Here is a 22,963-nt window from a genome sequence, read left to right as displayed (position 1 = left end):
CCGGTTATTGCTCGGCCAGGCCTGAGTCTCCAACAGGGCTCAGGATGAGAGGATTAAGGTTTTCACGAAACAGACGGTGACGCTCGAGGACGACTGGATCCACCGGCCGGACCAGTTCCGGCGCCTCGTCATTCAGGTCCGCCCTTGGTCGTTTTGGCAGGCTTGGGGCTTGCCAGGGCAGAATGTAGAGTACCCGCGGCTCGTCTTCGCCGAGGCTGGCGGATATACCCTCAACAGCCAGCCGGTTCGCTTCGTCCTGATCCGCCTGCGCCGGGTTGAGGAGCATTAACTGGAGGCCAACCAGCGCCAGTACGCGTAAGACGACTTTGGCAGTTTTGCGGATATCAGCCATTTATTGCAGCCTCCGTTCCAGATCTGCTATCCAGCCAGCCACCTGCTGGTCTTCTTTATCCGTCAGCTGCCGGTAGCGGTTGTAATGCTCAAGGGCAGTCTGAAGATCCAGCAAATAGAGCTCGGCAATCACCGCCAGATTAAAATGCAGCTCGGCCACATCCGGCGAATGGCTGATGCCCAGTTCCAGTAGCCTGGCCGCTTCGGCGAATCGGTACTGGTCCTTTAGAACGAGCGCCAGGTTGTTGACTGTCACAGCCCTGGTCGGATCCAGCTCCACGGCTTTTTGCCATGCATCCACAGCCGCGCCTTTGCGACCTTCTTCGAAGGCCACCCGCCCCTCATGTTCATAACTTGCTGCCAGTTCCGGATCCTTTCCGATGGGCTTCTCCGGCTGCCGGACTTCCTGCCCGGCGCAGCCGACGAGCAACACCAGAAGCGCCGCCAGTGGCAGGCCCGTTTTCCCCGTTGAATTACACGCCATCCCTGATCTCCATATTCCAGCCAAGCCACTTAACACTCCGCTCGTAACGTCCCGGGTGCAGCTCCGCAAGAACGCCAAGACTGCGTCCTATCCAGGGGTCATACCCCTCGGCCGTAATCCGGCGATGGTTCTCCGTATGAAGTTGAATGGCTTTGTCTTCGAATGGGAAAGCTTCTTCCTCCAGTAACATCTGATACTGCATCGCCTCCAGTTCATTCAAATCCGCCGGAACCGTGGATGCCATCAGGTCTTTGGCCAGACCACGATAGAGTTCGGCCCGTCGGAACAGCGATTCAGACAGAACTCGCTCGCCGCCCAGAGCTTCGGCATCCAGGAATCTCTGTCGAGCCGATTCCAGCGCCTTTTGCTTGCGCGCCAGAGAATGTTCCAGCGGCTGGCTCAGTCTGATGCTGGTAAACACTGCAGCCGCACGGGCACCGAGCACCAGTGACGACCGGGAGGCCCACTCAAGGGTGTCGGCGGTGTGCCAGGTGCTGTCCAGCTCTGACTGGACCAGTACTTCCCTCCAGGCATCGGGATTGTCGCCGGTTTCTACCAGGCGATGCCGGAATGTCTGGAGCTGTTCATGTTCGGCCCCGCTCTCTGCCTTCGGAGCCGTTGCAAGGTAATCCCTGTAAAGGGCATTTCGTTCCGCTACATTCCCGGCTTGATTCAACAATTCCGCAGCCCGCAACTTCAGGCTCCATGGGTTAGCGTGATTGTCGGCGGCCTGCAATAATTCTGACGCCGCGCGGGTGGGTTCATCAGACTGAATCCAGGCATGTACCAGCTTTTCGCTGATGCCGGCAGTAAGCTCGTGCTGGGGAAAATCGGCGCGAAAACTCTGCAGGTCGCCGACGGCAGCGCCCCAGTCCGATGCTTTGAGTAAGGTGTTGGCGGCGTCGTAACGGGCCCGGATGGCGATTTCCGAGCCGGGTAACACTGAATCAACCCGCCGGAAATGACCCACAGCCTCTCCGAGCCTGCCCTGGAATGCTGCCACTTCCCCCTGGCGATAGACAGCTGTCGCCAGTTGCCTGCGAATCGCCGCCAGCTGGTCGCCAGTCACATCCTTGAGCTGATCGCTCTCGGCAAGATCCAGCGCCTGATTCCAGGCACGTTCCGCCAGTCCATAATCGCCCTCTTTCTGGCGGATCCGGGCCGTTACCTGCCAAGCAGCGTATTGCTCTGCCGGCGATGCCCCGGGGGCGGTAAGAACCTGCGAAGCATAGTGCAACCCCCGCTCATGCTCGCCGGCAGCAAGCCAACGGGCAGCCAGATCCGCCATCAGGCCGGAAACCCTGTTATCACCCGCGTATCGCTCGTTAAAACGATCGGCTTCGTCTGAAAGATCCTCCAGACCAGGCCTGAACGCTGCAGCCCCGTACTGCTGGTCGATGCCGTCTCGCAACAGAGTGACGGCGGCCCAGGCAGCATCTGCTGCCTCACTGTAACCGGGCGCCTCATAGGCAGCCTTGCGAAAGTTCGCCAGCGCCTTCGGAAAGTGGCCCGCCTGCAATCGGGCATCCCCGGCAAGGCGCAAGACCTCACCGCTCTGGGCAACCCGGGGCGCCAATCCTTCATAGTAAGTGGCAGCCTGTGCAAAGGCAGACTCAGAGTTTGCAACCTGCCCCTGTTCCGCCGAGCGGGCGCCCAAATCATAGTGATAGTCCGCCAGCCGTCTGCTGAAGCTCCGCCACTTGTCCTGCTGGCTCCCATTCAGCCCGGCAAAGGCGGAATCCAGGCTATAGCTGTGGACGAATCGGGCCCGGGCCGTACGAACCCGCTCCGCGTCACCCGCCCCTTGCCAGACATCCACCACCTGCAACCGAAAGGCGGGAACGGAATGGTGATTCGGGGAAGACTCGATGAAGGCCCGGTTAGCGGCAACACTGGCCCTGGTCTCGCCCTGGATGGCGTAATAATCCGCGAGCCGGTCGAACAACAGGTGTTCCCAGGGGCGCGGCTGGGCCTTATCCAGCCACGCAATGAGGGTGTCCGGCCCACCCTTTCGGGCCGCCATCAATGCCAGCACCCGGAAGGTATCGTCGATGGTATCAACACTGGATTCACTGACCGACGCAAGGCTCTGTTCCTGCGGCAGAAACTCGTCCAGAACCTCGACAAACGTGCCTGCGGCCCTGTTCCATGCAGACGGGCCCTGTTTGAACTGGCTCCAGCCAAGCATGTATCGGGCCTTGGTGCTGAACTCTTCGCTGTCGCCGGATTCAATCAATTGCCGGTAGCCGCTTTCTGCCTCAGCGTACTGGCCAGCAGCAAAGGCGGATTCCGCCAACCGGAACCGGGCCTCCGGTACCAAAGGGGAATCAGGGTAGAGCCCCACCAGCTGTTTCAGCCTCTGGATAGACGCATCCTGCTGTCCTGTCAGGGCATGGGCCTTGGCCATCTGGTAAAGCAGTTCATCCAGCCGCCCACCATAGGAGCCGCGCGCAAGGATGGATTCGTAACTGCTGATCGCCTCACTGTAGACCCTTTCCTCTTCAGCCGGAGAAAACCCTATGTCTTCACCTGAACGATCCCGGATATTACTCAGGCGGTTAAGGGCATCAATCCGGACCTCTGGCTCGTCGGATGTCCGGAACAGGCGATGGTAACGACGAGCAACTTCCGAAGGCGAGATGGCCGGCATCGGCCGGCTTTCAAAGGTCAGGAACACCGGGCGCATATCCCCGATGGTCTCGCCGTCCCGGCCCAGTTCCACACGAAAAGATTCCTGCGCCACAGCCGGCGCTGCCAGCAGTAAGGAAAGGCAGAAGCTCTGAAACGGCCGGATCATGGTTGGGTCTCCTCCAGGTTCTGAAGGGCGAGATATTCATACAGGTGAGCTATCTGCTGTTCGGTTTTGTCCAGTGCGAAGGCCATCTGCTGGTCACTGGCTTCGACATAGTCGAGAGCCAAATCGTCCAACGCCGTCTCAGATGCTTCAAGCAACTGACGAGCAGACACTAACAGCGCTTCGTTGCGCTCTGTCAGCGCAGCGGCAGAGTGACGTAACCGTTCCAGGATTTCCGGTTGCCCCGATGCCTTGCTCCGGACCTGGCTCAAACGGGTCTGGGCATCCGTCAGGGTTTTCTGGAGAGCCTCGATACGGGCTTGCTGGCCGGGACCGGCGCTATCCGCGAGGCGCAGCAGCCGTGCACCGAGCTCCGCCCCCCGCGCATTAAGATCAGCGGTGCTTTGCCTGGATTCCTGCTGATGGATGCCGACCAGCTGTTCTCTCAGAGCCCCCTGAAACACCTCAAGATCGTAACCATGGCGTTCAAGTTTTACCGCCATCGAACGAAGAGCGGCCACTCGCCCTGCGGCCCTCTGGACGTCAGCGTCCTCCATGAAGCCCAACAGATAGGCCATTCGCGGTTGAGTCAAGGTGCGGCTGTCGGCAAGAAACCAGTCAATCCCGGTTTCCCTGGCATCTTCCACCAGGGTTTTGTAGGCGCCCTGCTCGCGAATCTTGCCGGCAAGTTTACGAAGCGTGACCCGTTCACTCTCGAACGCAGCGTTGGCCGCAAGGTAGGCTTCTCCGGCCTGCCCGAGATAGCCGGAGAGATCGTAGCCGCGCCCCATCCCTATCCATGCGTCGGCAACTCCCGGGTAGGCCAAAGGATATTTCCTCGCTCGATGCCAGCTCTGCATAGCGGCCCGGTGATTGCCTTTTTCTGTCAGCGCCAAGCCGTGCAGGTAAAGGGCCCGCGGCGTGTTGAAACTGTCGAGATCGACCTTCTCCAGAAAGCCGATCGCTTTATCGAATTCGCCGTGCTGGTAGGCAAGGTAGCCCGCACGTACCAACAGATTATTCTCCAGATGCTGGCTACGCTCAGAATCGGCGTCACCATCGGACATGGCTAACGCAACCCGCAGAGCAACCAGCGCTCTGGCCGGGTTAAGATCGGATTTCGCGTAATCACTGGCAAGATTGAGGTATCCCAGAGCCGCCCAGTAGCCCTCTTTCATACCGGCCAGGATGCGCCCGGCCTCATCGGTGCGGCCTTCGGCTCGTGCCTTCTCAGCATCTTCATAGAGCGCTTGCTGTCGTCTGTCCCCAAGATCGACGCCGACTTCTCCCGCCTGCCGGAATTGCTTGAGACCAGAAAGGACATCATCCGGCATTACCGGCGTGGCCGCCCCGGAAAAGCCGGAAACAGTCAGAGGTAACACAAACAGGAGGACCCGGAGCATCATGGCGCCCTACTCCCACTCCACGAAAGAAACCCGAGGTTCGTAATCGGGCGCCCGGGCTTCCAGACTCATCTGCAAACGGAGTACGCCGGGGCGTTTTCTGAACTTATGGGTGGATTCCCGCCGCACGAAATCATCATCGGCGGAGCGAGCGGTAATCACCGTTTTCAACTCATGCTCGCCGTTTTCCAGGTTCCCGGTAAACAACTGCTGGATTCCGCCGCGTTCAAGCGATGTCCGCTCTCTATCGGAATAAAGGTGGGAAGCGACAGGTTGGCCATTCACGAAGAGCTCGACGGAATCAAGATCGAGCGCATCCCGGCTTTGAAGTGTCAGAAAAACTGCCAGTCTGGTATTCGCTGGATGCAGGACCTTCTGCTCAAGGGCGAAGACGCGCTCCGAATGACTGGCGACCTCGGCACTCAAGCGTTCGAGTTCCTCGTCAAGCCCGTTGGCGGCTACAGCCGAGACAGCCAGCAATGACAGAACCACTGCACCGAAGCGGACTAACCTTTGGCGTGCTATCCGTCGCCTCTGTGATTTTCGTGTGCCGAACATAAGCCTCCTGCCCTGCAGCCTCTGTAACTCATGCAAACTTCTGTAACAGATCGGCAGAAAGCGTAACACTTGGTAACCGCCAAGAACGGTATCCAGATCACCAAATGAAAAACGCGAGTCCGGCAGTTAAAAATTGAGAAGAGTGTCGACTTATTTGACAGGGTGAAGAGAGTTATCGGAGCAAGTTAAAACCTAAGCGGATAAGCTGAATTTTAAACGACTGTTTTAGCAGCTTTTAATTCAACTGGCCCCGTATTTGCTCACTGGAAAGCGGCGGGAGTGCCTTCGGGCAACCCCGCTTGATATGCCGAGCTTTGCCGATGCCCTCAACCGCATCGGCTTTTTTTATTTACTCAGCTGCTTCATGGCCGATTCAAGGCCTTCAACGGTTAACGGGTACATGTGATCGTTAACGAGCTGCCTGGTCATACCCAACGAACCACCGCTACCCCAGTAACTCTCCGGGAGCGGATTGATCCAGACGACCTTACGGAAGTGCTCGGTGATGCGCTGGAACCAGGTGGCGCCTGCTTCCTCGTTCCAGTGCTCAATCGAGCCACCGGGATGGGAGATCTCATAGGGCGCCATGGTCGCGTCGCCGACAAAGATCACTTTGTAGTCGGGCGTGTACTTGTGAAGAATGTCCCAGGTGCTGGTGGTTTCATTCATCCGCCGGATATTATTTTTCCAGACACTTTCATAGACGAAATTGTGGAAATAGAAATATTCCATGTGCTTGAATTCGAGCCGTGCGGCCGAAAACAGCTCCTCACAGACACGAACGTGGGGATCCATGGAGCCGCCCACATCGAAGAAGATCAGCACTTTCACAGCGTTATGCCGTTCGGGCACCATCTTCAGATCCAGATAACCGGCATTGCGGGCAGTGGAACGAATCGTGTCGTCCATATCCAGCTGGTCTGCCGCACCCTGGCGGGCGAACTTACGTAACCGACGCAGCGCCACCTTGATGTTCCGTATGCCCAGAGTCACGCTGTCGTCCAGATCCTTGAACTCGCGTTTTTCCCAGACTTTAACGGCCCTGCCGTGGCGGCCATTCTTCTGGCCAATACGGAAGCCTTCGGGGTTATAGCCGTTCGCTCCGAATGGTGAAGTGCCGCCGGTTCCGATCCATTTGTTGCCACCGGCGTGGCGCTCTTCCTGCTCTTCCATTCGCTTCTTGAAGGTTTCGATAAGCTCCTCAAGACCTCCCAGAGAATCAATCTTGGCCTTCTCTTCCTCAGACAAGTGCTTCTCGAACTCGGCCCTCAACCAATCGTCCGGAATCAGGGCTTCCAGCAGGCCGTCGAGGTTCTCGATACCTTCAAAGTAAGCCTGGAAGGCACGGTCAAACTTGTCGAAGTGGCGCTCGTCCTTAACCAGGCAGAGGCGAGCGAGGTAGTAGAACTCTTCCATATTCGCAAAGGCGAGCCTCTTCTGCAGGGCTTCCAGAAGATCCAGGAATTCCCTCAAACTGGCAGGCACCTTCGCGCGCCGAACTTCAAGAAAAAAATCAATCAACATAAAACGTGACTCTTGCCAGTGTTCTTGCCGAGAATCAGCTGCGACGACGGGCCATAAACGCGAGCTTCTGCAACAGGTGAACATCCTGCTCGTTCTTCACCAGAGCACCATAAAGAGGCGGCAGCGCCGAACTGGAATCCTTCTCCTGCAACATTTTCGCCGACAGCTCATCAGCCATCAGCAGTTTCAGCCAGTCAATCAGCTCCGAGGTGGACGGCTTCTTCTTGAGGCCCGGGACCTTGCGCACATCGAAGAAAACTTCCAGAGCATCGCGAACGATTTCCTGCTGCAAGTCCGGGAAATGCACGTCCACGATATTCTGCATGGTGTCGTGGTCCGGGAAGCTGATGTAGTGGAAGAAGCACCGGCGCAGAAAGGCATCCGGCAGTTCTTTTTCGTTGTTACTGGTGATCACCACGATCGGGCGTTTCTTTGCCTTAACCAACTTCTGAGTCTCATAGACAAAGAACTCCATACGGTCGAGCTCCAGCAACAGGTCGTTGGGGAATTCGATATCCGCTTTGTCGATTTCATCAATCAGCAACACAACCTGCTCATCAGCCTCAAAGGCCTCCCAAAGTTTGCCCTTTACAATGTAGTTGCTGATGTCCTTGACCTTTTCATCACCCAACTGGGAGTCCCGCAGACGGGAAACCGCATCGTACTCGTACAGGCCCTGCTGGGCCTTGGTGGTGGACTTGATGTGCCAGGGGATCAGTCTCATCCCGAGGGCGGCGGCCATTTCCTCGGCCAGCAGGGTTTTCCCGGTGCCCGGCTCGCCCTTGATCAACAGCGGGCGCTGAAGCGCAATCGCTGCGTTGACGGCCATTTGCAGGTCATCGGTGGCTACATACTTCTCGGTACCGGTAAACTTCATGGTCTGGTTCCTGTTGGTTACTTTTTCTGGTCTTTCTGATCAGGTTTTTTCTTCGAGTCGTCTTCGGGCAATCCGGACTCGTCCTGATCATAATCGGGTAAATCGTCGAATTCGGACAGATCGAAATCTTCAAGCCCGAACTCCTCCTCATCATCATCTTCCGGCCCATCCGCGTCGGACGGATCGGCAATATCCTCCAGCTCCGGGATATCCTCATTCAACTCCGCAGGCTCTTCCTCCACCGGGGTATCCGCTACCGGGATGTCCTCTTCCAGTTCGTCGGTCGGTTCAATCTCCGGTTCCATAAGCGCTGCATCTTCCGACTTCAGGGCGGCCTCATGTTCATCAATAACGGCCTCCAGCTCAGACATATCCTCCTCAGATGCTTCCTCGGTTACCTCAGGGATTTCCTCGGCTTCGACGTCCTCTTCCGGCTCTGAAACTGCCTCCGGCTCGGGTTCTGGTTCTGGTTCGGGCTCGTCCTGCAGATCCTCAAGTGTTTCGCGCTCAGATGCTGCTTTCTCTTGCGCCTGCTGATCCTGTTTACGCTTACGGATGGCAAACCAGACCAGACCGCCAATGAAGAGAAGCCCACCGCCGGCTGCGCCGACCATCCACAAAGGCACGGCAAAAGCAGGTTCCGCGTCTTCCGGCTCCTCAGGGGCCGGTTCCGGCTCCTGGACCGCTGGCGTCTCTGGCTCCTCCACCTCGCTTACGTCGATGGGCGATGTAATCGCCGGTTCCGGCCCGGATTGCTCCGGCTCAGACACCGGCGGCTCCGGTTCAGACTGCTCAGGGGCGAGCGCCGGTTCTGTCACCTGCGGCTCCGGCGATTCAGCCGGCTCAGCCCCTTCAGGCATCGTAAACCCGACGGTGGCGCTGAACTTGCGGCTGAAGGTCTGGCCATCGGCCACCACGGCAAAGGTGTAGAGGCCCGCGGCTGGCAAACGACTTACCGTATCCCGGTAGGTGCCGTCTTCCGGCGGCTGCTCTCCCGACAATACCTTGGTTCCACTTCTGCCATCCTCGGAGGTGATACTGAGGCTGACCTCAATCACACCCAGAAAATCGGGATTAGTGATTTTCTCCCCTTCTTCGAAAAAGCCGACCCGGAGCTTGAGGGGCTCCTGCAATGTGAATGATGGAGGTAGAGGATTGACCACCATCCTCAGATCGCTAACGACCGTAACCCGGCTGCCCTCTCCGAGTTCGCCATTAATGCGCCACTGCCCTGCCAACGGCTCATTGACCGTAATAAGATCGTAACCGGCTTCCCTGGCCCACCGGACGTTGTCGGGAAACTCCGAAAGATTAACGACCCGATCGTCCGGGCGCACGAGGGCAAGCTCCCGGGTGGCAGAGGTTTCAGACTCGCCCCAGAAAATCAGGGCGGTAAACTCACGAACGCCCTCGTCCACAGTAAAGCCATTGCCCTCAATGGGAATCTGCTCCTGTGGGACCGCGGTATTCAACGCCTGAAGAAATGCCAGGTTCAGCGCTTCTGCTGTATCCGCCACCTGGAAACGACCGCCGGAGTCTGTCGCCAACGCTTTCAGAAAGTCGGTATCGGCGGCCTCAGAGAGAGCTACGGGGTGAAAGGTAGCGCCCCTTTCGATGAGATCAGCGACAATCGTATCCAAAATCCGAGTTTCCTCTGCGGTATTCTTTGCAGGATCGTCGGAGATATCGACCTTGCCGTCGGTCAGCAGTATGAAGTGGGTCCGGCTCAGATCGCCGTCTGTGAAATAATCATCGCTGGCTGTCTCAATAGCCGCGCCAAGGTTTGTTCTGAGTGCGACCGAGTTAATCTGAGCTGAGCGCTGAATGGCAATTTCCCGCCATGCGTTGGTCACCTCACGGTGCGGCACCAGCATGTTGACATATTGCCCGAAGGTCCAGACACCCGCGGAGGCCCCCTCTGGCAACAGCCGGGCCAGCAGACGCACGGCGGGCTGTCGCAGGTTGTTCGGATCGGTGTCTTTCATGGAGCCCGAGATGTCGACTATGATCCGGACGTCCGACTGCTCCGGCAGTTGAACATCGTCGCTCTCCTGGGCATTCAGCCCGGCTGGCAGACTGAGCACGAAGCAAATTGCAACCAGCCCAAACCATCTCGATGTCATCTCTCTCAAGGCATCCATCCTTATCTTTTTTTCTTTTTCGCGCTATTTACGAACAAGACGGTAGCGAACCAGATCCAACACCCAGACCAGCAGCATGACCAATCCGGCGAGGCCCAGATTAAACAGGGCCCGACCAGAAGCGTCGGCGTCGCCAAGAATCATTTCGTAGCCGCCGAAGAGCCAGGCCGGAATCCACCAACCGGTCAGATCGGGTGATTCAACCGGAGTGAGCAGCAAAGCCACCAGGGCGGCGAGAATCAGGGTCCGCACTCCATAAAAAGGTAGAAAACGGATCAGGCTCTTCATCATGTAAAAGAACACGACAAAGGCTATAGCGTAGGCGGCCCAGAAAATCCCGTAGGCCATTTGTGCATCGGTATCAATCATTACAGGATCCAGTGAATGATATGTTCTTCCCAGTCTTCTTCCGGCACACGGTCTTCTGAAATCACCTTGTGACGGATCGAAACGCCTGCTTCGTGCACCGAATCCGGATCCCCGCTTCGCAAGGGATGCCAATCGGCCAGCGGCCGGTCTTCAGCCAGGGTGCGGTAGGCGCAGGTGTACGGCAACCAATGGTAGTCGTTGACGGTACCTGGTGTCAGTACCGTGCAACCCGGCACCTTCTTAAGCCGCTCTTCGTAAACGGTGCACTGGCAGGTTTCTTCGTCCATGTAACGACACACCAGATCGGTGTGGTAGACCTCGCCGGTGTCTTCGTCTTCCAGTTTGTTCAGGCAACATTTTCCGCAACCGTCGCAAAGAGACTCCCATTCCTCAGGCGTCATCTCATGCAGGCGCTTGCGTTGCCAGAACGGCACCTGGGCAATCATCGATTGCGCTGATCCAGTTTGCGCTTGAAGTCCACCACGTACCCTTCCTGCTCTTCCGGCATTTGCAGAAAAAAGTCCTTCTCGCCAATGGCTTCCAGAACCTGCTTTCCGGTAGTCCTCGCAAGCTTGCGGTCGGGCGTCAGAACCAGATCCATGGAATGAACCGGCTGACCGAAAATACCCCGGAGGCTCTCGGGAAGCTCCTCCCACTTCTGTCCGCGCCGAACAAAAAGGTAGGTATCCTTCTTTTTGCTGCTCCGGAAAACAGAGACAAATTCCCGCTCTTTCATGACTTCAGTAATTCCTCGATATCAGCGCGAACCGGAGCAAGAATCTGCGCCCGCCAGCCCTGGAAAAATTCGTGTTGCGCCAGATCGGGATGCTGCACAACCTTTTCAAGACGCTTTCTCGGCGCCAACAATTCCATTGGAATATCAGCATCTTCAGCCGCACTCCTGAAAAGACGCTTTAACTGTTTAAAGAATCCCTGCTGATCCCGGGACAACGGTGGCGCAATCCTCTCAAGGGACGAATTATCCGCGGTCGATCCCCGGCTAACAAGTTCAATCAGGGTATCGCCGTACCGACGGACTGCGCCGGATGGTACTCCTTGAATGTTAGAAAGTTCCTTCAGGGACGCTGGCAGCCTTTCCGCGATCGCAATCAACAGTGCATCTGCCATCACACGGTTCCTTGGCCGGTCCCGCCGCTGGCACTCCAGCTCACGCCAGCGCACCAGTTCCTTGAGAACACCCTGTTGCTGAGCCGAGAGGGTCCATCCGGCCCGCAGTTTCAGGTAATGGTTGTCGGGATCCTCCTGCCCTGCCAGTTCATTGGCAAAGCGCGCCGATTCCTCAACCAGAGCCGTTTCCAGACCGCGATCGCGAAGTAATGCACTGACCCACTGGTACATCGGCTCCAAAAAACGGATATCGTCAATCGCGTAGCGTTGCTGAGCATCGCTCAGCGGTCTCGCCAGCCAGTCAGAGCGGGTGGCGGACTTGTCCAGAGTCTCACCGAACAGGGTTTCCACCAGTCTCGCGTAACCCAGGGAGAACCCTGCTCCGGCCATTGCGGCCCCGATTTGAAGATCAATGACACCGGCAGGTTGAAGATTCAACCACTGGCGAAAAAGTTCCAGATCTTCGCTCATGGCGTAAAGAAGCTTTGGAGTGTCCGGGTCCGCCAGGACTTCCCGAAATCGTCCGGACTGCTCGGCAACGGAAGGGTCCACCAGGCAAAACTCGCCGTCGAGGCCCAACTGAACCAACCCCGGTATCGGGTAAAAGGTGTTTACCCGCTCAAATTCGGTGTCCAGCGCAAGAGGCTTGCCCGGTGCCCGATCGAGCCATTTGTCCAGTGCTTGCGGTTCCCGGATCCAGTCAATACTGGTCGGAGCCGGGGGTACGTCAACTGCCACAGCAGCCTGGGCGGAAATATCCATAAACGTGCCTGGTAGGTTTATTCGGTCAGATTCAATCGGACAGTGGTTTGCGACCGCGGAATGCGTGAGTCAGAGTAAAGCCATCGACGTAACCGAGCTCTCCACCCACCGGTATACCATGGGCCAGACGGGTTATCAGGATGCCCTGGCCATCTAGGCGATCGGCGATATAGTGAGCCGTAGCCTCACCTTCCACCGTCGGGTTGGTCGCCAGAATCAGCTCAGTCACGCCTTCGTCGCGGATCCGCCTCAGCAGGCGCTCAATGCCGATTTCTTCCGGTCCCACGCCATCAATGGGTGACAGGTGCCCCATCAAAACGAAATAGCTGCCGCGATAGTCACCCGCCTGCTCAATGGCCAGCAGATCCGACGGACTTTCCACCACACAAAGGGTACCGGTGCGCCGCTGGGGATTTTCACAGATGCCGCAGATCTCGGTGTCGGCAAAGTTCTGGCAGCTTTCACACCGCCGGACACCGCTCATGGCCTGGCTCAGAGCCTCGGAAAGTCGGGTGCCGCCGGAACGACCACGCTCCAGCAGATGGAAAGCCATGCGCTGGGCCGTTTTATGGCCGACTCCGGGAAGACAACGAAGGGATTCTACAAGCTCATCAACCAGCGGGCTGAATGCCATGAAAGGTCCTCGAACGGCTGCAGGATGGAATTCAGAACGGCATCTTGAAACCGGGCGGCAGGCCCATGCCGGACATCATACCGGACATTTTCTCTTTCTGGTTTTCCTCGACGCGCCGCACGGCATCGTTCACCGCAGCGGCCAGAAGGTCTTCCAGAATATCTTTTTCCTCAGTCATCAGGGAGGAGTCTATGTCCACTTTACGAACGTCGTGACGGCCGTTCATGGTGACTTTGACAAGGCCGGCTCCGGCTTCGCCAGTCACTTCGGCCTTGGCGATTTCTTCCTGAGCCTTCTGCATCTCTTCCTGCATTTTCTGGGCTTTTTTCATCATGTCGCCCATATTATTCATCATAGCTTATCTCCTGCTTGTCTCTGCCGGCCGGATGCTGTCTTCCACTACCCGCGCCTCGAATCGTTCAACAATAGACTTTACGACCGGATCCTTGCGAATGGACGCCTCTGCGGCTTCCTGGCGCGCCTTTCTCTGGCGTTCCTCATAAGCCGCAGGGGTGTCTGGCCCGGGATTGCCCTGCTCTGTACGTAACTGAATGGAGTCGCCAAAGCGGTTTCTCAAGGCAGCCAGAATCTTTTCCTCGTGCCTGCTGTTCAACAGCCGGGCGTGCCCCTCATCAATGGTCAGCGTAATCACATCGCCATCGCGGGACATGGCGCCGTGACTGGCAAGATTACCGGGCATGCCCACAATGCCAAGACTTCGAAAATCCCGGTGCCAGACGAATTCGCCCTCAGGCTCAGGGGCAGCTTCGGCCGCTGACTCAGGCTCAGGCTCTGCCAAAGCTGGTTCCGGAGCCGGGGCAGGCTGAGCAGCTGGCTCGGCGGCAACCTCAGGTGCAGGCTCTTCTGTAACGGGAGCCTCATCACTTAAGGGATAGCTCTCTTCATACTCTCCGGTCGCCTCAGCCTGGGCATCCAGACTGGCCAACCAGGATGCATCTTCTTCCGCCACCGGCGGCACTTCCTGGGGCTCAGGCTCAAGTTGCGGCTCTGGCTGAACAGGAACTGCGCTGGTTTCTTGATCCGGCTCCGACGGCACGTCCGGTGCCGGCTCAGAGCGTTGCGACTGCGGTTGCGGCTGTTTTTGCTCTATCTGCGGAGCCGACTCCTGTGGCGGAATCGGCGCCGGGTCGGGCTCATCCCGTGGCTCGGAGGCCGCAGACTGACCGCCGGAGCTTATGGCGGGCGGCTCCCGCCGGTCAGCCCCGGGCCGAAAGGCAAGCATCCGGAGCAGGGTCATTTCGAAACCCATCCGGGCATCGGGCGTAATGGTTAGGTCTTTCCGGCCGATCAGCGCAGACTGATAGAAAAGCTGGGCGTCTTCGGCACTGAGCTTACGGGCCAGCGCCTGGACCTGCTCGGCATCACCAAGAGCGTTGTCGGCACTGCCCGGAACCACCTGCTCCATGGTAACTCGGTGAAAGAGCGACAGCAGATCGGCAAGGATCACACTGTAATCCGGCGCAAAGTCCGAAATCCGGCTGATTTCCGCCAGTAAGGCGGGGCCGTCGCCTTCAACGAGTGCATTCACGATGCGCTCAATATCCCGTTGATCAATGGTGCCCAGCATATTGCTGACATCACTGGCCGACAGCTTCTGGTTGCCAAAGGCGATGGCTTGATCCGTCAGGCTCAGGGCATCACGCATACTGCCGTCGGCAGCCCGGGCCAGAAGCCACAGGGCCGGTTCCTCGAACGGAATTTCCTCGGCACCCAGCACATGGCGGAGGTGGCCAGCGATGTGCTCCGGAGTCATCCGCTTGAGGTTGAACTGCAGACAACGTGACAGCACTGTGACCGGCAACTTCTGGGGGTCGGTGGTGGCCAGCAGGAATTTGACATGTTCCGGCGGCTCTTCAAGAGTCTTCAGGAAGGCATTGAACGACTGGTTGGTCAGCATGTGCACCTCGTCAATGAGGTACACTTTGTAGCGGCCACGCGTGGGCGCATACTGGACGTTATCCGTCAGCTCACGCATATCATCAACGCCGGTCCGGGACGCGGCGTCGATTTCAATCAGATCCACAAACCGGCCTTCCTGAATCTCGCGGCAGCTTGAACATTCACCGCAGGGGTTCGGAGTAACGCCGGTTTCGCAGTTCAGGCAGCGGGCCAGCAGACGGCCAATGGTCGTCTTGCCTACCCCACGGGTACCCGTGAACAGATAGGCGTGATGAAGACGCTGGCTTTCCAGGGCGTGAATCAACGCCTGGAGCACGTGTTCCTGGCCCACCATATCCTCGAAGGTGCGTGGGCGCCATTTACGGGCAAGTACCTGGTAGCTCATGTTCCGCCAACTGCAGTGAAAAACGGGTTTAACCTTAGCACGGACGAAGATCCAGAAGAAGCAGACTTGATTCCGGAAACGCGCGCGCAAGTGCCGCACATAAGTTCATGGCTATCAAGGATAATCACAAGGATAAAAACAGGAGAGGGGAGAAAACTGGGGGTGACTCCATCAGCGACACCCCGGCACACAATTCCACCGCTTCGGCTGCTCCCTTCCGGGCCTGACCGGGTTCACGGTTTCATGTTGCGGAGGCACCAATGGAGCCACCATAACGGCGTTTCAGGACAATTCCCTGAAAGCGGCGCGCATATTAGCAAAAGGGTTTGCACACTACAATGACAAATCCGCACGCCCGTCTGGATCCGCCTTACAAAGGCAGCGGTACCTCATCCTGACGGAACCAGCAGGCCAGACTGTAACGGGTGCGGTTTGCCGGCAGAACCTCGTGGGGAATTTCCTCACTCATGAACAACGCCATACGCCCCGCCTCGGGCAACACGGTTCCACACACTTCATGGTCGTTATCGCGATTGAACACCTGAAGGGCGCCGCCGTCGGCTGCCTGCCACTCTTCGTTGAGGTAAAGCACCAGGCTCACCACCCGGGACGCCCTGCCCTTGAAACTGTCCAGGTGCTGCTTGTAGAAATCACCGGAATGGTAGGTAGCGTAATGGGTCTCGAACCGCTTCAGGCCCAGAAACAGCCTCTGGTTCAGACCCTGGCGAATCCTCTCGAAGAATTCGAACAATGCTGCCTGAGGCGCTGTAATACCCTGCAACCAGGCGATCTTGTCGCGGCGTACCGAACGGTCACGCACCAGATCATTACCGCGCCCGATACCGGCTTTTTTCATGGCATCGGTACGATCCAGAATCTGCACTTCCTGTTTCAGTGCCGCCAGCAGGTTGTCCCCAATCCGGGACCGCACATCCAACGACATCCAGCCGTGCTCGCTGAGCCCCGAAGCCAGCTCATCCAGCCATTCCTCAGACAAGGCCTGACGTTGATCCGGCGCAAGGCCCATCAGCTGGACATCACTACCTGCCACCGCATCCTCGGCGCTATGCAAAGGGGTGATAAGGGGATCATGGATCGGGGTGATTACCGGCGTTTCCATCGGCGGGCCTCGCGCAAAATTTGAGCGTATTTTAGGCGCAATTCTCGCCGGAGCGGCAGTTTTAATTTACTCTCTGTGTAGGCAAATACACTTAACCGGTTTCACTCAGTAGCTAACCATGTCAGAAAGCAGTAACAGGCCACCGCTCTCACTTTCGCCGGGCCAGTGGTCCTTCACGCGCTGGAAAACGATCGGGCAACTGGAAGCTCTTGAGGTACACCATCCTTTGTTCCAGGCCACTGTGTTTATTCAGGGCGCTCATCTGGCAAGCTTCAAACCTCAGGACGAATCTGACTGGCTCTGGATGAGCCCAGCGGCCCGGTACGAACCCGGTCGAGCAATCCGCGGCGGCATCCCCGTGTGCTGGCCCTGGTTCGGTGATCCGGCCCGCAATGCGCCGGAAGTTCGCAAGCGTATCCATACCGACAAAGCCCACGGGTTTGCCCGCACCGCGCTCTGGAAACTGGAGGATGTCCGGGAGAACGCCCACGAAGTAGAAATCAGCCTGTCCCTGGATGCCAATGAAGATTTCAGTGATGTCTGGGTTGGCCATGCGCTCGCCCTGCTCACTTTCAGCTTTTCCATCCGGGGCTGCCAGCTGGCGCTGACCACCACAAACCTGGGCAACGATCCCCTCGCCTTTACCCAGGCGCTCCATACCTATCTGCCCACCAGCGACATCACCCGCACTCGATTACTGGGCCTGGGCAACAGCCAGTACATCGACACCCTGGATAACTGGGAATACCGCAACCAGGAGGGGCCGGTTTACTTCGAAGGCGAAACTGACCGCATCTACGAGAGCGGCGAAACCCTGACGATCGTGACACCCCGAACTGGCCGCAAGCTCTCAGCCGTTGGCAGTGACTCAACTGTGGTCTGGAATCCCGGTCCGGCCAAGGCGGCCAAGCTATCGGATTTTCCCGATACGGCCTGGCAGGCCATGCTGTGTGTCGAAACCGCCAATGCAGCCAGCGATTATCGGGTGCTTAATAACGGGCAAAGCCACACATTAGGCGTATTCATTGGAAGGAAATCATGAGCCTGGCATCGTTTCTCAAAACCCGACTGGTTCCCGCGGAACTGGAGGAGCATATCAACCGCATCCGCAAACCCATCGGGAGCCTGGGCTACGACCCCTGGGGCTACAACAACGAAGCCATGAAATACGGGCTTTCGCTCACCAAACAGATTTACGAGAAGTATTTCCGGGTAAAGGCCCAGGGCGTCGAGAACATTCCCGCGGATGGCCCCGTACTGATTATCGCCAACCACAGCGGGCAGCTGCCCATCGACGGCCTGCTGATTGGCTATGCCCTCGCCTCCCGGGAAAAAGATCCCCGCATTCCAAGGGCAATGATTGAGCGCTTTTTTCCGACCGTGCCCTGGCTGGGCAACCTGCTGAATGAAGTGGGCGCCGTGCTCGGCGACCCGGTCAACTGCGCCAAGATGCTCGCCAATAATGAAGCCGTGATTGTTTTCCCCGAGGGCATTCGTGGTTCGGGCAAGCTTTACCACGACCGCTACCAACTCAAACGGTTTGGCAACGGCTTCATGCACCTGGCCATGAAGTATAAGGCGCCGATCGTGCCCGTGGGCGTGGTGGGCTGCGAGGAAACCATCCCGGCCATCGCCAACATCAAGCCTCTGGCAAAGGCCCTGGGCATCCCCTACGCCCCGGTTGCCATGCCCGTGGTGCTGCCGGCAAAGGTACACCTGAACTTCGGAGCCCCGATGTACTTTGACGATCTGGAAATCCCCGAAGAACAGGTCACCGAGCGCGTGGAGAAGGTAAAGGCCGAGATCAGCCGGCTGATCGACAAGGGACTGAGCAAAAGGAAAAGGCTTTTCTGATGACCGAACAACGCAGACCGCACATCCTGATTACCGGCGCTGCCGGTGCACTCGCCCAACAGGTCATCGAACAGCTCAGGGATACCTGCGACCTGGTCGCCGTGGATTTCCGGGAACAGGTCTACCTGGGCGACGACATCCCGAGCTACTGCATCGATTTCAACAAGCGGGTATTCGAGGATCTGTTCCGGCGCTACCAGTTTGATGGCGTAATCCACATGGGCCGGATCATGTCCAGCCAGCTCACCCGTATGCGGCGCTACAACGCCAATGTATTGGGCACCCAGAAACTGCTGGACCTGAGCCACAAGTACGGCATCAAGCGTGTGGTGGTGCTCTCAACGTTCCACGTATACGGTGCCGTGGCCTACAACCCCGCACTCATTGATGAAGCAGCACCGCTCAAGAGTGCCGGACTCAGTGCCGACCTGATTGACTCCGTGGAACTGGAGAACCTGGCGAACATCTACCTGTGGCGCTATCCGGAGCTGAACATCACCATTCTGCGCCCCTGCAATATCGTGGGCCCGGGCGTGCGAAACACCATCAGCACCCTGCTGGCCAGCGAACGCGCACCTGTGTTGGCTGGCTTTTCACCGATGATGCAGTTTATCCACATCGACGACATGGCCGACGCCATTGTACTGGCGTATAAAAAACCGACACGTGGCGTGTACAACGTGGCACCGCAGGACTGGGTGGCCTACCAGCACGCCCTGAAGCTTTGTGGCTGCAAACGGATTCAGGTGCCCTCCATCCCACCGATGGTTCCGAAGATGATACTCGGCACGCTGAAGCTGAAGAGTTTTCCGTCCTATCTGATGGCGTTCTTCAAGTATCCGGTGGTGATTGACGGGCGGGCGTTTGTTAATGAGTTCGGGTTTGAGCCGAAGCGGCCGCTGAAGGAGATCTTTCGGTTTTATCGGGAGAATAAGAGGCCGGTTTAGGGAAACGCTGGCTACATAAGTTACTCTGCGTCTAAAACAAGACTATTCTTTGACAAGGACTTCTTTTTTTTCGGGGTGCTAAGGCATGTTCAGCAACATGGACGTACTCAGCTACTCGCTGGCAGCGATTACGTTCGGGCTCTTGGCGATACTGGTTGCAACGAAATACCTCCGTCGCGGCGTCGATCGGGCACTGGCACTGGCGGCTGCAGTTTCTGCAATCTGGGCAGCTTCACTCGTAAGCCAGAGCTTTTGGGGATACCCCGGATTTTATCTACGTTATCTTATTGAACTTCTCCGGGACGCGGCCTGGATCTACCTGCTGTTTGCGCTGCTGCAAGATGGCCTGAGGGGAAAAAAGCTCACTGGGAAGGTAAAAAGGCTTCTTGGTGCCGGGGCTGTAATCCTGATCGTTGTTTTGCTGGGAATGGGCCTTGTGGAACATTTCGCCGGTGTGAACGTGGCGACCGGCAAGGTTAAGCTGCTCGGCCAGATTGCACTATCACTCCTCGGTCTGTCATTGGTAGAGCAGATCTGGCGCAACTCGCCGAGTTTCGGACGGTCAAGCATAAAATACATATGCATTGGTGTTGCCACCATCTTTGCCTTTGATTTCTTCATGTATGCAGACGCCCTGCTTTTTGGTCACGTTGCTGACCCATTCTGGAATGCTCGCGGGTTTGTCAATGCCCTGCTTACACCGCTCTTCGCCGTCAACGTAATTAATACCCGCAAACAACCCGTGGACTTCCAGTTGTCCCGCTCCGCGGTGTTCCACGCAGGTACTCTGTTATTTGCAGGCGGTTATTTGCTGTTCCTGGCTCTCGGTGGCTACTACGTGCGAGTGCTAGGTGGAGACTGGGGAGACGCCCTTCAGGTTCTTTTTTTCACCATCTCTCTGGTCTTCCTGATAACCCTTCTGGTCTCTCGGCGCATTCGCGCCAAACTGATGGTGCTTATCAGCCAGAATTTCTTCGATTACAAATACGATTACCGGGAAGAGTGGTTGAAAATGACTCGGGAACTGGCAGATCTGAGTGACGATCCTCCGCTCCCCCAGAGGGTTATCCGAATGCTTGCAGGCCTCGTTGAGAGCAATGCCGGCGCGATCTGGTTGATTGGCGAACAGGAAGCGTACAGCCTCAAGGCGGCAGTGAATCTCTCGATCCCTAAATACACCATGATCGATAGTGATTCTGAACTGGTGCGATTTTTCCAGGATCGCGAGTGGATCGTCGATCTCCACGAATACAAAGCAGACCCCGTGAGCTACAACCTGCTTGAAATTCCGGACGCCATTGCCAAAACACCAGACGGCTGGCTCATTATTCCTCTTTACCTCGGCAACGAACTCTACGGCATGGCACTTGTTGGCAATCCTTACGCCCAAGTGGAATTGAACTGGGAGAATTTTGATCTGATCAAAGTGGTTGCCAGGCAAACCACCAACCTTCTGGCACAGGCAGATGCCCAGAACCGACTCTCGCGAGCCATGCAATTTGAAGCCGTAAGCAAAGCCTCGGCATTTATGGTTCATGACCTGAAAACTGTCATCGCACAGTTATCTCTCCTGGTGAAGAATGCCCCGAAACACCGGAACAACCCGGCATTCATCGACGACATGATCAACACCACCGAACACGCCGTTCGCAAGATGTCCAATCTGGTGGATCATATCCGCAAGCCAGCCAATGAAGATGACAGCGAGCCCAACCCAATCAACCTGAGCCACCTTGTTGAAGATCTCGTGGCAAACCATCAGCATCGGATGCCCATTCCCCGCCTTGAAGGCCCGGATAAAGACGTTCTGGTGAGAGCTGATTCCGAACAACTCCGGAACGTTCTCGGGCATCTTATACAGAATGCCCAGGACGCAACGCCGCCAGATGGAGACATCGTCCTGAATCTCAAAACCGCCAAGGGAAGCGTGGTGCTCTTTATTCAGGATACTGGCAGCGGCATGACAGAAGAGTTCATCAACGGACAGCTCTTCAAACCCTTTGCAAGCACCAAAGGCCTCACTGGAATGGGCATAGGCGCCTATCAGGCGAGAGAATATATCCAGAAAATCGGAGGCAATATCGATGTCACCAGTGAGCCGGGAATCGGTTCCTGTTTCTCTGTTCGAATACCACTGGCGAATGACAAGGTTGCCCTGAAGGATGTTGAGGCATTGCATCCTGTTTCAGACTCTCAGGGGCCCATGCAAAGCGCCAATTAATTGCCCTCGCTCCAGAGAAAATCAAACCAGCATTGCAAAGTGTCAATGTTCAGTTGAGAATCGGTGGTGTGGAAACATTTACAAAAAGGATTTGTAGCTGTTGTGACCAGAAGACTTTTAATTGTAGAAGATGATCCAGGCCTCCAAAGCCAGATGCGTTGGTGCTTTAGCGAGGACCTCGACGTTTCGGTGGCGACAGACCGTGAGGCGGCTCTCACCTGCCTGAGACGTGAAGAGCCCGAGGTTATTACGCTTGATCTCGGCCTCCCGCCTGACCCCGGTGGAGCCAGCGAGGGATTCAGGCTGCTGGAAGATATTCTCCAATTGGCTCCCATGACCAAGGTCATCGTTGTAACCGGTCGCGAAGACAAAGAAAACGCGGTGAAAGCCATTGGAATGGGAGCATCAGACTTCTATCAGAAACCTCTGGATGCCGATATTCTTACCTTCGTGGTCAATCGCGCGTTCAGACTTGCAGAGCTGGAGCGGGAAAATCGTGAGCTCGCCTTGCAGGGAGATGGCGCCAATATACGGGGCATAGTAGCCTCCAGCCCCCAAATGCTGTCCGTTTGCAGGACGCTGGAAAAAGTGGCCCCTACCGATGTAACTACACTCATCACAGGTGAGACAGGCACTGGTAAGGAATTGTTGGCCCGTGCCCTCCATGATCTTAGCCACCGTTCAGAGAAACCCTTTGCTGCAATAAACTGTGCCGCTATCCCTGAAAACCTCTTGGAAAGCGAGCTTTTCGGTTTTGAGAAAGGTTCGTTTACCGGCGCTACCCAATCGAAAAAGGGCAAAATTGAGAGCGCCAATGGAGGAACCCTGTTTCTTGACGAAATCGGCGATATGCCTATGGCACTGCAGGCGAAATTGCTGCGATTTTTGCAGGAGCGAGTTGTTGACCGCGTTGGCTCTGTGAACCCTGTGCCGGTAGATGTCCGTGTAGTCTGCGCAACCCACCGGGACGTGAGACAGCTCATTGAAAGCGGGGATTTCCGGGAAGACCTCTACTACCGAATCAGCGAGATTACACTTGATGTGCCCGCGGTCCGTGAGCGAGACGGAGATGCTCTGGTTATTGCCCAGTCCTTGCTGAAGTCACTGGGGAAACAAATGGATCGCCCGAACCTTTCCTTCAGCGAAGATGCGGTAAATGCCATCAGCTCGTACTCCTGGCCAGGCAATGTTCGTGAGATGATCAACAAGGTGAAAAGAGCCACCATCATGGCTGACTGCAAACGAGTCACTGCTGAAGACCTTGAACTTCCCTGCGAAGAAAATGTCAGCAATTTACAGTTGAACCTCAGGCAAGTAAGAGAAACGGCAGAACGGCAGGCGATAATTCAGGCTCTGAGAACCAGCAACTTCAATATGGCTCAAGCCTCCAGGCTTCTGGGCGTAACTCGCCCCACTCTATACAACCTGACCGACAAATACCGAATAGAAACCTCTAACGATACCTCCAAAGCCTGAGAAAAGAAGACCAAG

The 22,963-nt window shown here is 56.8% G+C and carries 21 protein-coding genes and 1 other RNA gene; 5 read left to right on the top strand and 17 right to left on the bottom strand.

The features are described from left to right. Positions 1-4: 4 nt before the first annotated feature. The 17 genes from AC13DD_RS16210 to AC13DD_RS16130 form a co-directional block, all read right to left on the bottom strand. A complete protein-coding gene (locus AC13DD_RS16210; protein WP_273018012.1) occupies positions 5-352 on the bottom strand; it encodes a hypothetical protein in 348 nt (115 codons plus the stop codon). After that, positions 353-835 (bottom strand): hypothetical protein, encoded by a 483-nt coding sequence (locus AC13DD_RS16205; protein WP_273085458.1) that lies wholly within the window; start codon positions 833-835, stop codon positions 353-355. Beyond that, a complete protein-coding gene (locus AC13DD_RS16200) occupies positions 825-3,632 on the bottom strand; it encodes a tetratricopeptide repeat protein (RefSeq protein ID WP_482931486.1) in 2,808 nt (935 codons plus the stop codon). Before AC13DD_RS16200 ends, AC13DD_RS16205 begins: the two co-directional genes overlap by 11 nt. After that, complete coding sequence (locus tag AC13DD_RS16195; protein ID WP_482931485.1) at positions 3,629-5,035, bottom strand: tetratricopeptide repeat protein; 1,407 nt, start codon at positions 5,033-5,035, stop codon at positions 3,629-3,631. Before AC13DD_RS16195 ends, AC13DD_RS16200 begins: the two co-directional genes overlap by 4 nt. Positions 5,036-5,041: 6 nt before the next feature. Then, positions 5,042-5,590, bottom strand: a complete 549-nt coding sequence (locus AC13DD_RS16190; protein ID WP_338354904.1) for an AraC family transcriptional regulator — start codon at positions 5,588-5,590, stop codon at positions 5,042-5,044. Positions 5,591-5,935: 345 nt separating this feature from the next. Further along, positions 5,936-7,114 carry a vWA domain-containing protein gene (locus tag AC13DD_RS16185; RefSeq protein WP_482931484.1) on the bottom strand — a complete coding sequence of 393 codons (1,179 nt, stop codon included), beginning with the start codon at positions 7,112-7,114 and terminating at the stop codon, positions 5,936-5,938. A gap of 34 nt (positions 7,115-7,148) precedes the next feature. Then, complete coding sequence (locus tag AC13DD_RS16180; protein ID WP_014577232.1) at positions 7,149-7,991, bottom strand: AAA family ATPase; 843 nt, start codon at positions 7,989-7,991, stop codon at positions 7,149-7,151. Positions 7,992-8,008: 17 nt separating this feature from the next. Next, positions 8,009-10,114: a VWA domain-containing protein gene (locus AC13DD_RS16175; RefSeq protein ID WP_482931501.1), complete on the bottom strand. Its 2,106-nt coding sequence runs from the start codon at positions 10,112-10,114 to the stop codon at positions 8,009-8,011. Between the two features lie 42 nt (positions 10,115-10,156). Then, positions 10,157-10,501, bottom strand: a complete 345-nt coding sequence (locus AC13DD_RS16170; RefSeq protein WP_482931483.1) for a hypothetical protein — start codon at positions 10,499-10,501, stop codon at positions 10,157-10,159. After that, on the bottom strand, positions 10,501-10,947 hold the full coding sequence (locus AC13DD_RS16165; protein ID WP_088557152.1) for a YcgN family cysteine cluster protein: 447 nt from the start codon (positions 10,945-10,947) through the stop codon (positions 10,501-10,503). The genes AC13DD_RS16170 and AC13DD_RS16165 overlap by 1 nt, the downstream gene beginning before the upstream one ends. Continuing rightward, positions 10,944-11,237: a YcgL domain-containing protein gene (locus tag AC13DD_RS16160; protein ID WP_482931482.1), complete on the bottom strand. Its 294-nt coding sequence runs from the start codon at positions 11,235-11,237 to the stop codon at positions 10,944-10,946. Before AC13DD_RS16160 ends, AC13DD_RS16165 begins: the two co-directional genes overlap by 4 nt. After that, entirely contained in the window at positions 11,234-12,391 is a 1,158-nt protein-coding gene (locus AC13DD_RS16155; RefSeq protein ID WP_482931481.1) for a ribonuclease D, read from the bottom strand. Before AC13DD_RS16155 ends, AC13DD_RS16160 begins: the two co-directional genes overlap by 4 nt. Positions 12,392-12,422: 31 nt before the next feature. Next, positions 12,423-13,025 (bottom strand): recombination mediator RecR, encoded by a 603-nt coding sequence (gene recR / locus AC13DD_RS16150; protein WP_482931480.1) that lies wholly within the window; start codon positions 13,023-13,025, stop codon positions 12,423-12,425. 31 nt (positions 13,026-13,056) lie between these two features. Next, positions 13,057-13,380, bottom strand: a complete 324-nt coding sequence (locus tag AC13DD_RS16145; RefSeq protein ID WP_008171847.1) for a YbaB/EbfC family nucleoid-associated protein — start codon at positions 13,378-13,380, stop codon at positions 13,057-13,059. Between the two features lie 3 nt (positions 13,381-13,383). Beyond that, positions 13,384-15,330 carry a DNA polymerase III subunit gamma/tau gene (dnaX, locus tag AC13DD_RS16140; RefSeq protein ID WP_482931479.1) on the bottom strand — a complete coding sequence of 649 codons (1,947 nt, stop codon included), beginning with the start codon at positions 15,328-15,330 and terminating at the stop codon, positions 13,384-13,386. Between the two features lie 166 nt (positions 15,331-15,496). Further along, positions 15,497-15,593, bottom strand: an RNA gene (gene ffs / locus AC13DD_RS16135) — signal recognition particle sRNA small type. Positions 15,594-15,700: 107 nt separating this feature from the next. Then, entirely contained in the window at positions 15,701-16,450 is a 750-nt protein-coding gene (locus AC13DD_RS16130; RefSeq protein ID WP_273069815.1) for a 2OG-Fe(II) oxygenase, read from the bottom strand. Positions 16,451-16,568: 118 nt separating this feature from the next. Between AC13DD_RS16130 and AC13DD_RS16125 the strand changes: the two genes are divergently transcribed. The 5 genes from AC13DD_RS16125 (at position 16,569) to prsR (ending at position 22,948) form a co-directional block, all read left to right on the top strand. Further along, complete coding sequence (locus AC13DD_RS16125; RefSeq protein ID WP_482931478.1) at positions 16,569-17,492, top strand: D-hexose-6-phosphate mutarotase; 924 nt, start codon at positions 16,569-16,571, stop codon at positions 17,490-17,492. After that, positions 17,489-18,304 (top strand): lysophospholipid acyltransferase family protein, encoded by an 816-nt coding sequence (locus AC13DD_RS16120; RefSeq protein ID WP_482931477.1) that lies wholly within the window; start codon positions 17,489-17,491, stop codon positions 18,302-18,304. The genes AC13DD_RS16125 and AC13DD_RS16120 overlap by 4 nt, the downstream gene beginning before the upstream one ends. After that, entirely contained in the window at positions 18,304-19,251 is a 948-nt protein-coding gene (locus tag AC13DD_RS16115; RefSeq protein WP_148607198.1) for an SDR family oxidoreductase, read from the top strand. The genes AC13DD_RS16120 and AC13DD_RS16115 overlap by 1 nt, the downstream gene beginning before the upstream one ends. 85 nt (positions 19,252-19,336) lie before the next feature. Continuing rightward, the gene (prsK, locus tag AC13DD_RS16110) at positions 19,337-21,472 is read left to right on the top strand and encodes an XrtA/PEP-CTERM system histidine kinase PrsK (protein WP_482931476.1); all 2,136 of its coding nucleotides are present in this window, start codon (positions 19,337-19,339) and stop codon (positions 21,470-21,472) included. A gap of 102 nt (positions 21,473-21,574) precedes the next feature. Next, complete coding sequence (gene prsR / locus AC13DD_RS16105; RefSeq protein ID WP_482931475.1) at positions 21,575-22,948, top strand: PEP-CTERM-box response regulator transcription factor; 1,374 nt, start codon at positions 21,575-21,577, stop codon at positions 22,946-22,948. Positions 22,949-22,963: the final 15 nt, after the last annotated feature.

The organism is Marinobacter sp. L-13 (assembly GCF_056857715.1).
This window is presented reverse-complemented; position numbering and strand designations above follow the sequence as displayed.

Bases quoted from the DNA above. Each gene is read 5' to 3' on its own strand.
- AC13DD_RS16175 (WP_482931501.1), bottom strand. From the start codon at position 10,114: ATGACATCGAGATGGTTTGGGCTGGTTGCAATTTGCTTCGTGCTCAGT.
- recR (WP_482931480.1), bottom strand. From the start codon at position 13,025: ATGGCATTCAGCCCGCTGGTTGATGAGCTTGTAGAATCCCTTCGTTGT.
- AC13DD_RS16200 (WP_482931486.1), bottom strand. From the start codon at position 3,632: ATGATCCGGCCGTTTCAGAGCTTCTGCCTTTCCTTACTGCTGGCAGCG.
- AC13DD_RS16190 (WP_338354904.1), bottom strand. From the start codon at position 5,590: ATGTTCGGCACACGAAAATCACAGAGGCGACGGATAGCACGCCAAAGG.
- AC13DD_RS16130 (WP_273069815.1), bottom strand. From the start codon at position 16,450: ATGGAAACGCCGGTAATCACCCCGATCCATGATCCCCTTATCACCCCT.
- AC13DD_RS16205 (WP_273085458.1), bottom strand. From the start codon at position 835: ATGGCGTGTAATTCAACGGGGAAAACGGGCCTGCCACTGGCGGCGCTT.
- AC13DD_RS16125 (WP_482931478.1), top strand. From the start codon at position 16,569: ATGTCAGAAAGCAGTAACAGGCCACCGCTCTCACTTTCGCCGGGCCAG.
- AC13DD_RS16180 (WP_014577232.1), bottom strand. From the start codon at position 7,991: ATGAAGTTTACCGGTACCGAGAAGTATGTAGCCACCGATGACCTGCAA.
- AC13DD_RS16120 (WP_482931477.1), top strand. From the start codon at position 17,489: ATGAGCCTGGCATCGTTTCTCAAAACCCGACTGGTTCCCGCGGAACTG.
- AC13DD_RS16145 (WP_008171847.1), bottom strand. From the start codon at position 13,380: ATGATGAATAATATGGGCGACATGATGAAAAAAGCCCAGAAAATGCAG.
- AC13DD_RS16185 (WP_482931484.1), bottom strand. From the start codon at position 7,114: ATGTTGATTGATTTTTTTCTTGAAGTTCGGCGCGCGAAGGTGCCTGCC.
- prsK (WP_482931476.1), top strand. From the start codon at position 19,337: ATGTTCAGCAACATGGACGTACTCAGCTACTCGCTGGCAGCGATTACG.
- AC13DD_RS16115 (WP_148607198.1), top strand. From the start codon at position 18,304: ATGACCGAACAACGCAGACCGCACATCCTGATTACCGGCGCTGCCGGT.
- AC13DD_RS16165 (WP_088557152.1), bottom strand. From the start codon at position 10,947: ATGATTGCCCAGGTGCCGTTCTGGCAACGCAAGCGCCTGCATGAGATG.
- dnaX (WP_482931479.1), bottom strand. From the start codon at position 15,330: ATGAGCTACCAGGTACTTGCCCGTAAATGGCGCCCACGCACCTTCGAG.
- AC13DD_RS16210 (WP_273018012.1), bottom strand. From the start codon at position 352: ATGGCTGATATCCGCAAAACTGCCAAAGTCGTCTTACGCGTACTGGCG.
- AC13DD_RS16195 (WP_482931485.1), bottom strand. From the start codon at position 5,035: ATGATGCTCCGGGTCCTCCTGTTTGTGTTACCTCTGACTGTTTCCGGC.
- AC13DD_RS16155 (WP_482931481.1), bottom strand. From the start codon at position 12,391: ATGGATATTTCCGCCCAGGCTGCTGTGGCAGTTGACGTACCCCCGGCT.
- AC13DD_RS16170 (WP_482931483.1), bottom strand. From the start codon at position 10,501: ATGATTGATACCGATGCACAAATGGCCTACGGGATTTTCTGGGCCGCC.
- AC13DD_RS16160 (WP_482931482.1), bottom strand. From the start codon at position 11,237: ATGAAAGAGCGGGAATTTGTCTCTGTTTTCCGGAGCAGCAAAAAGAAG.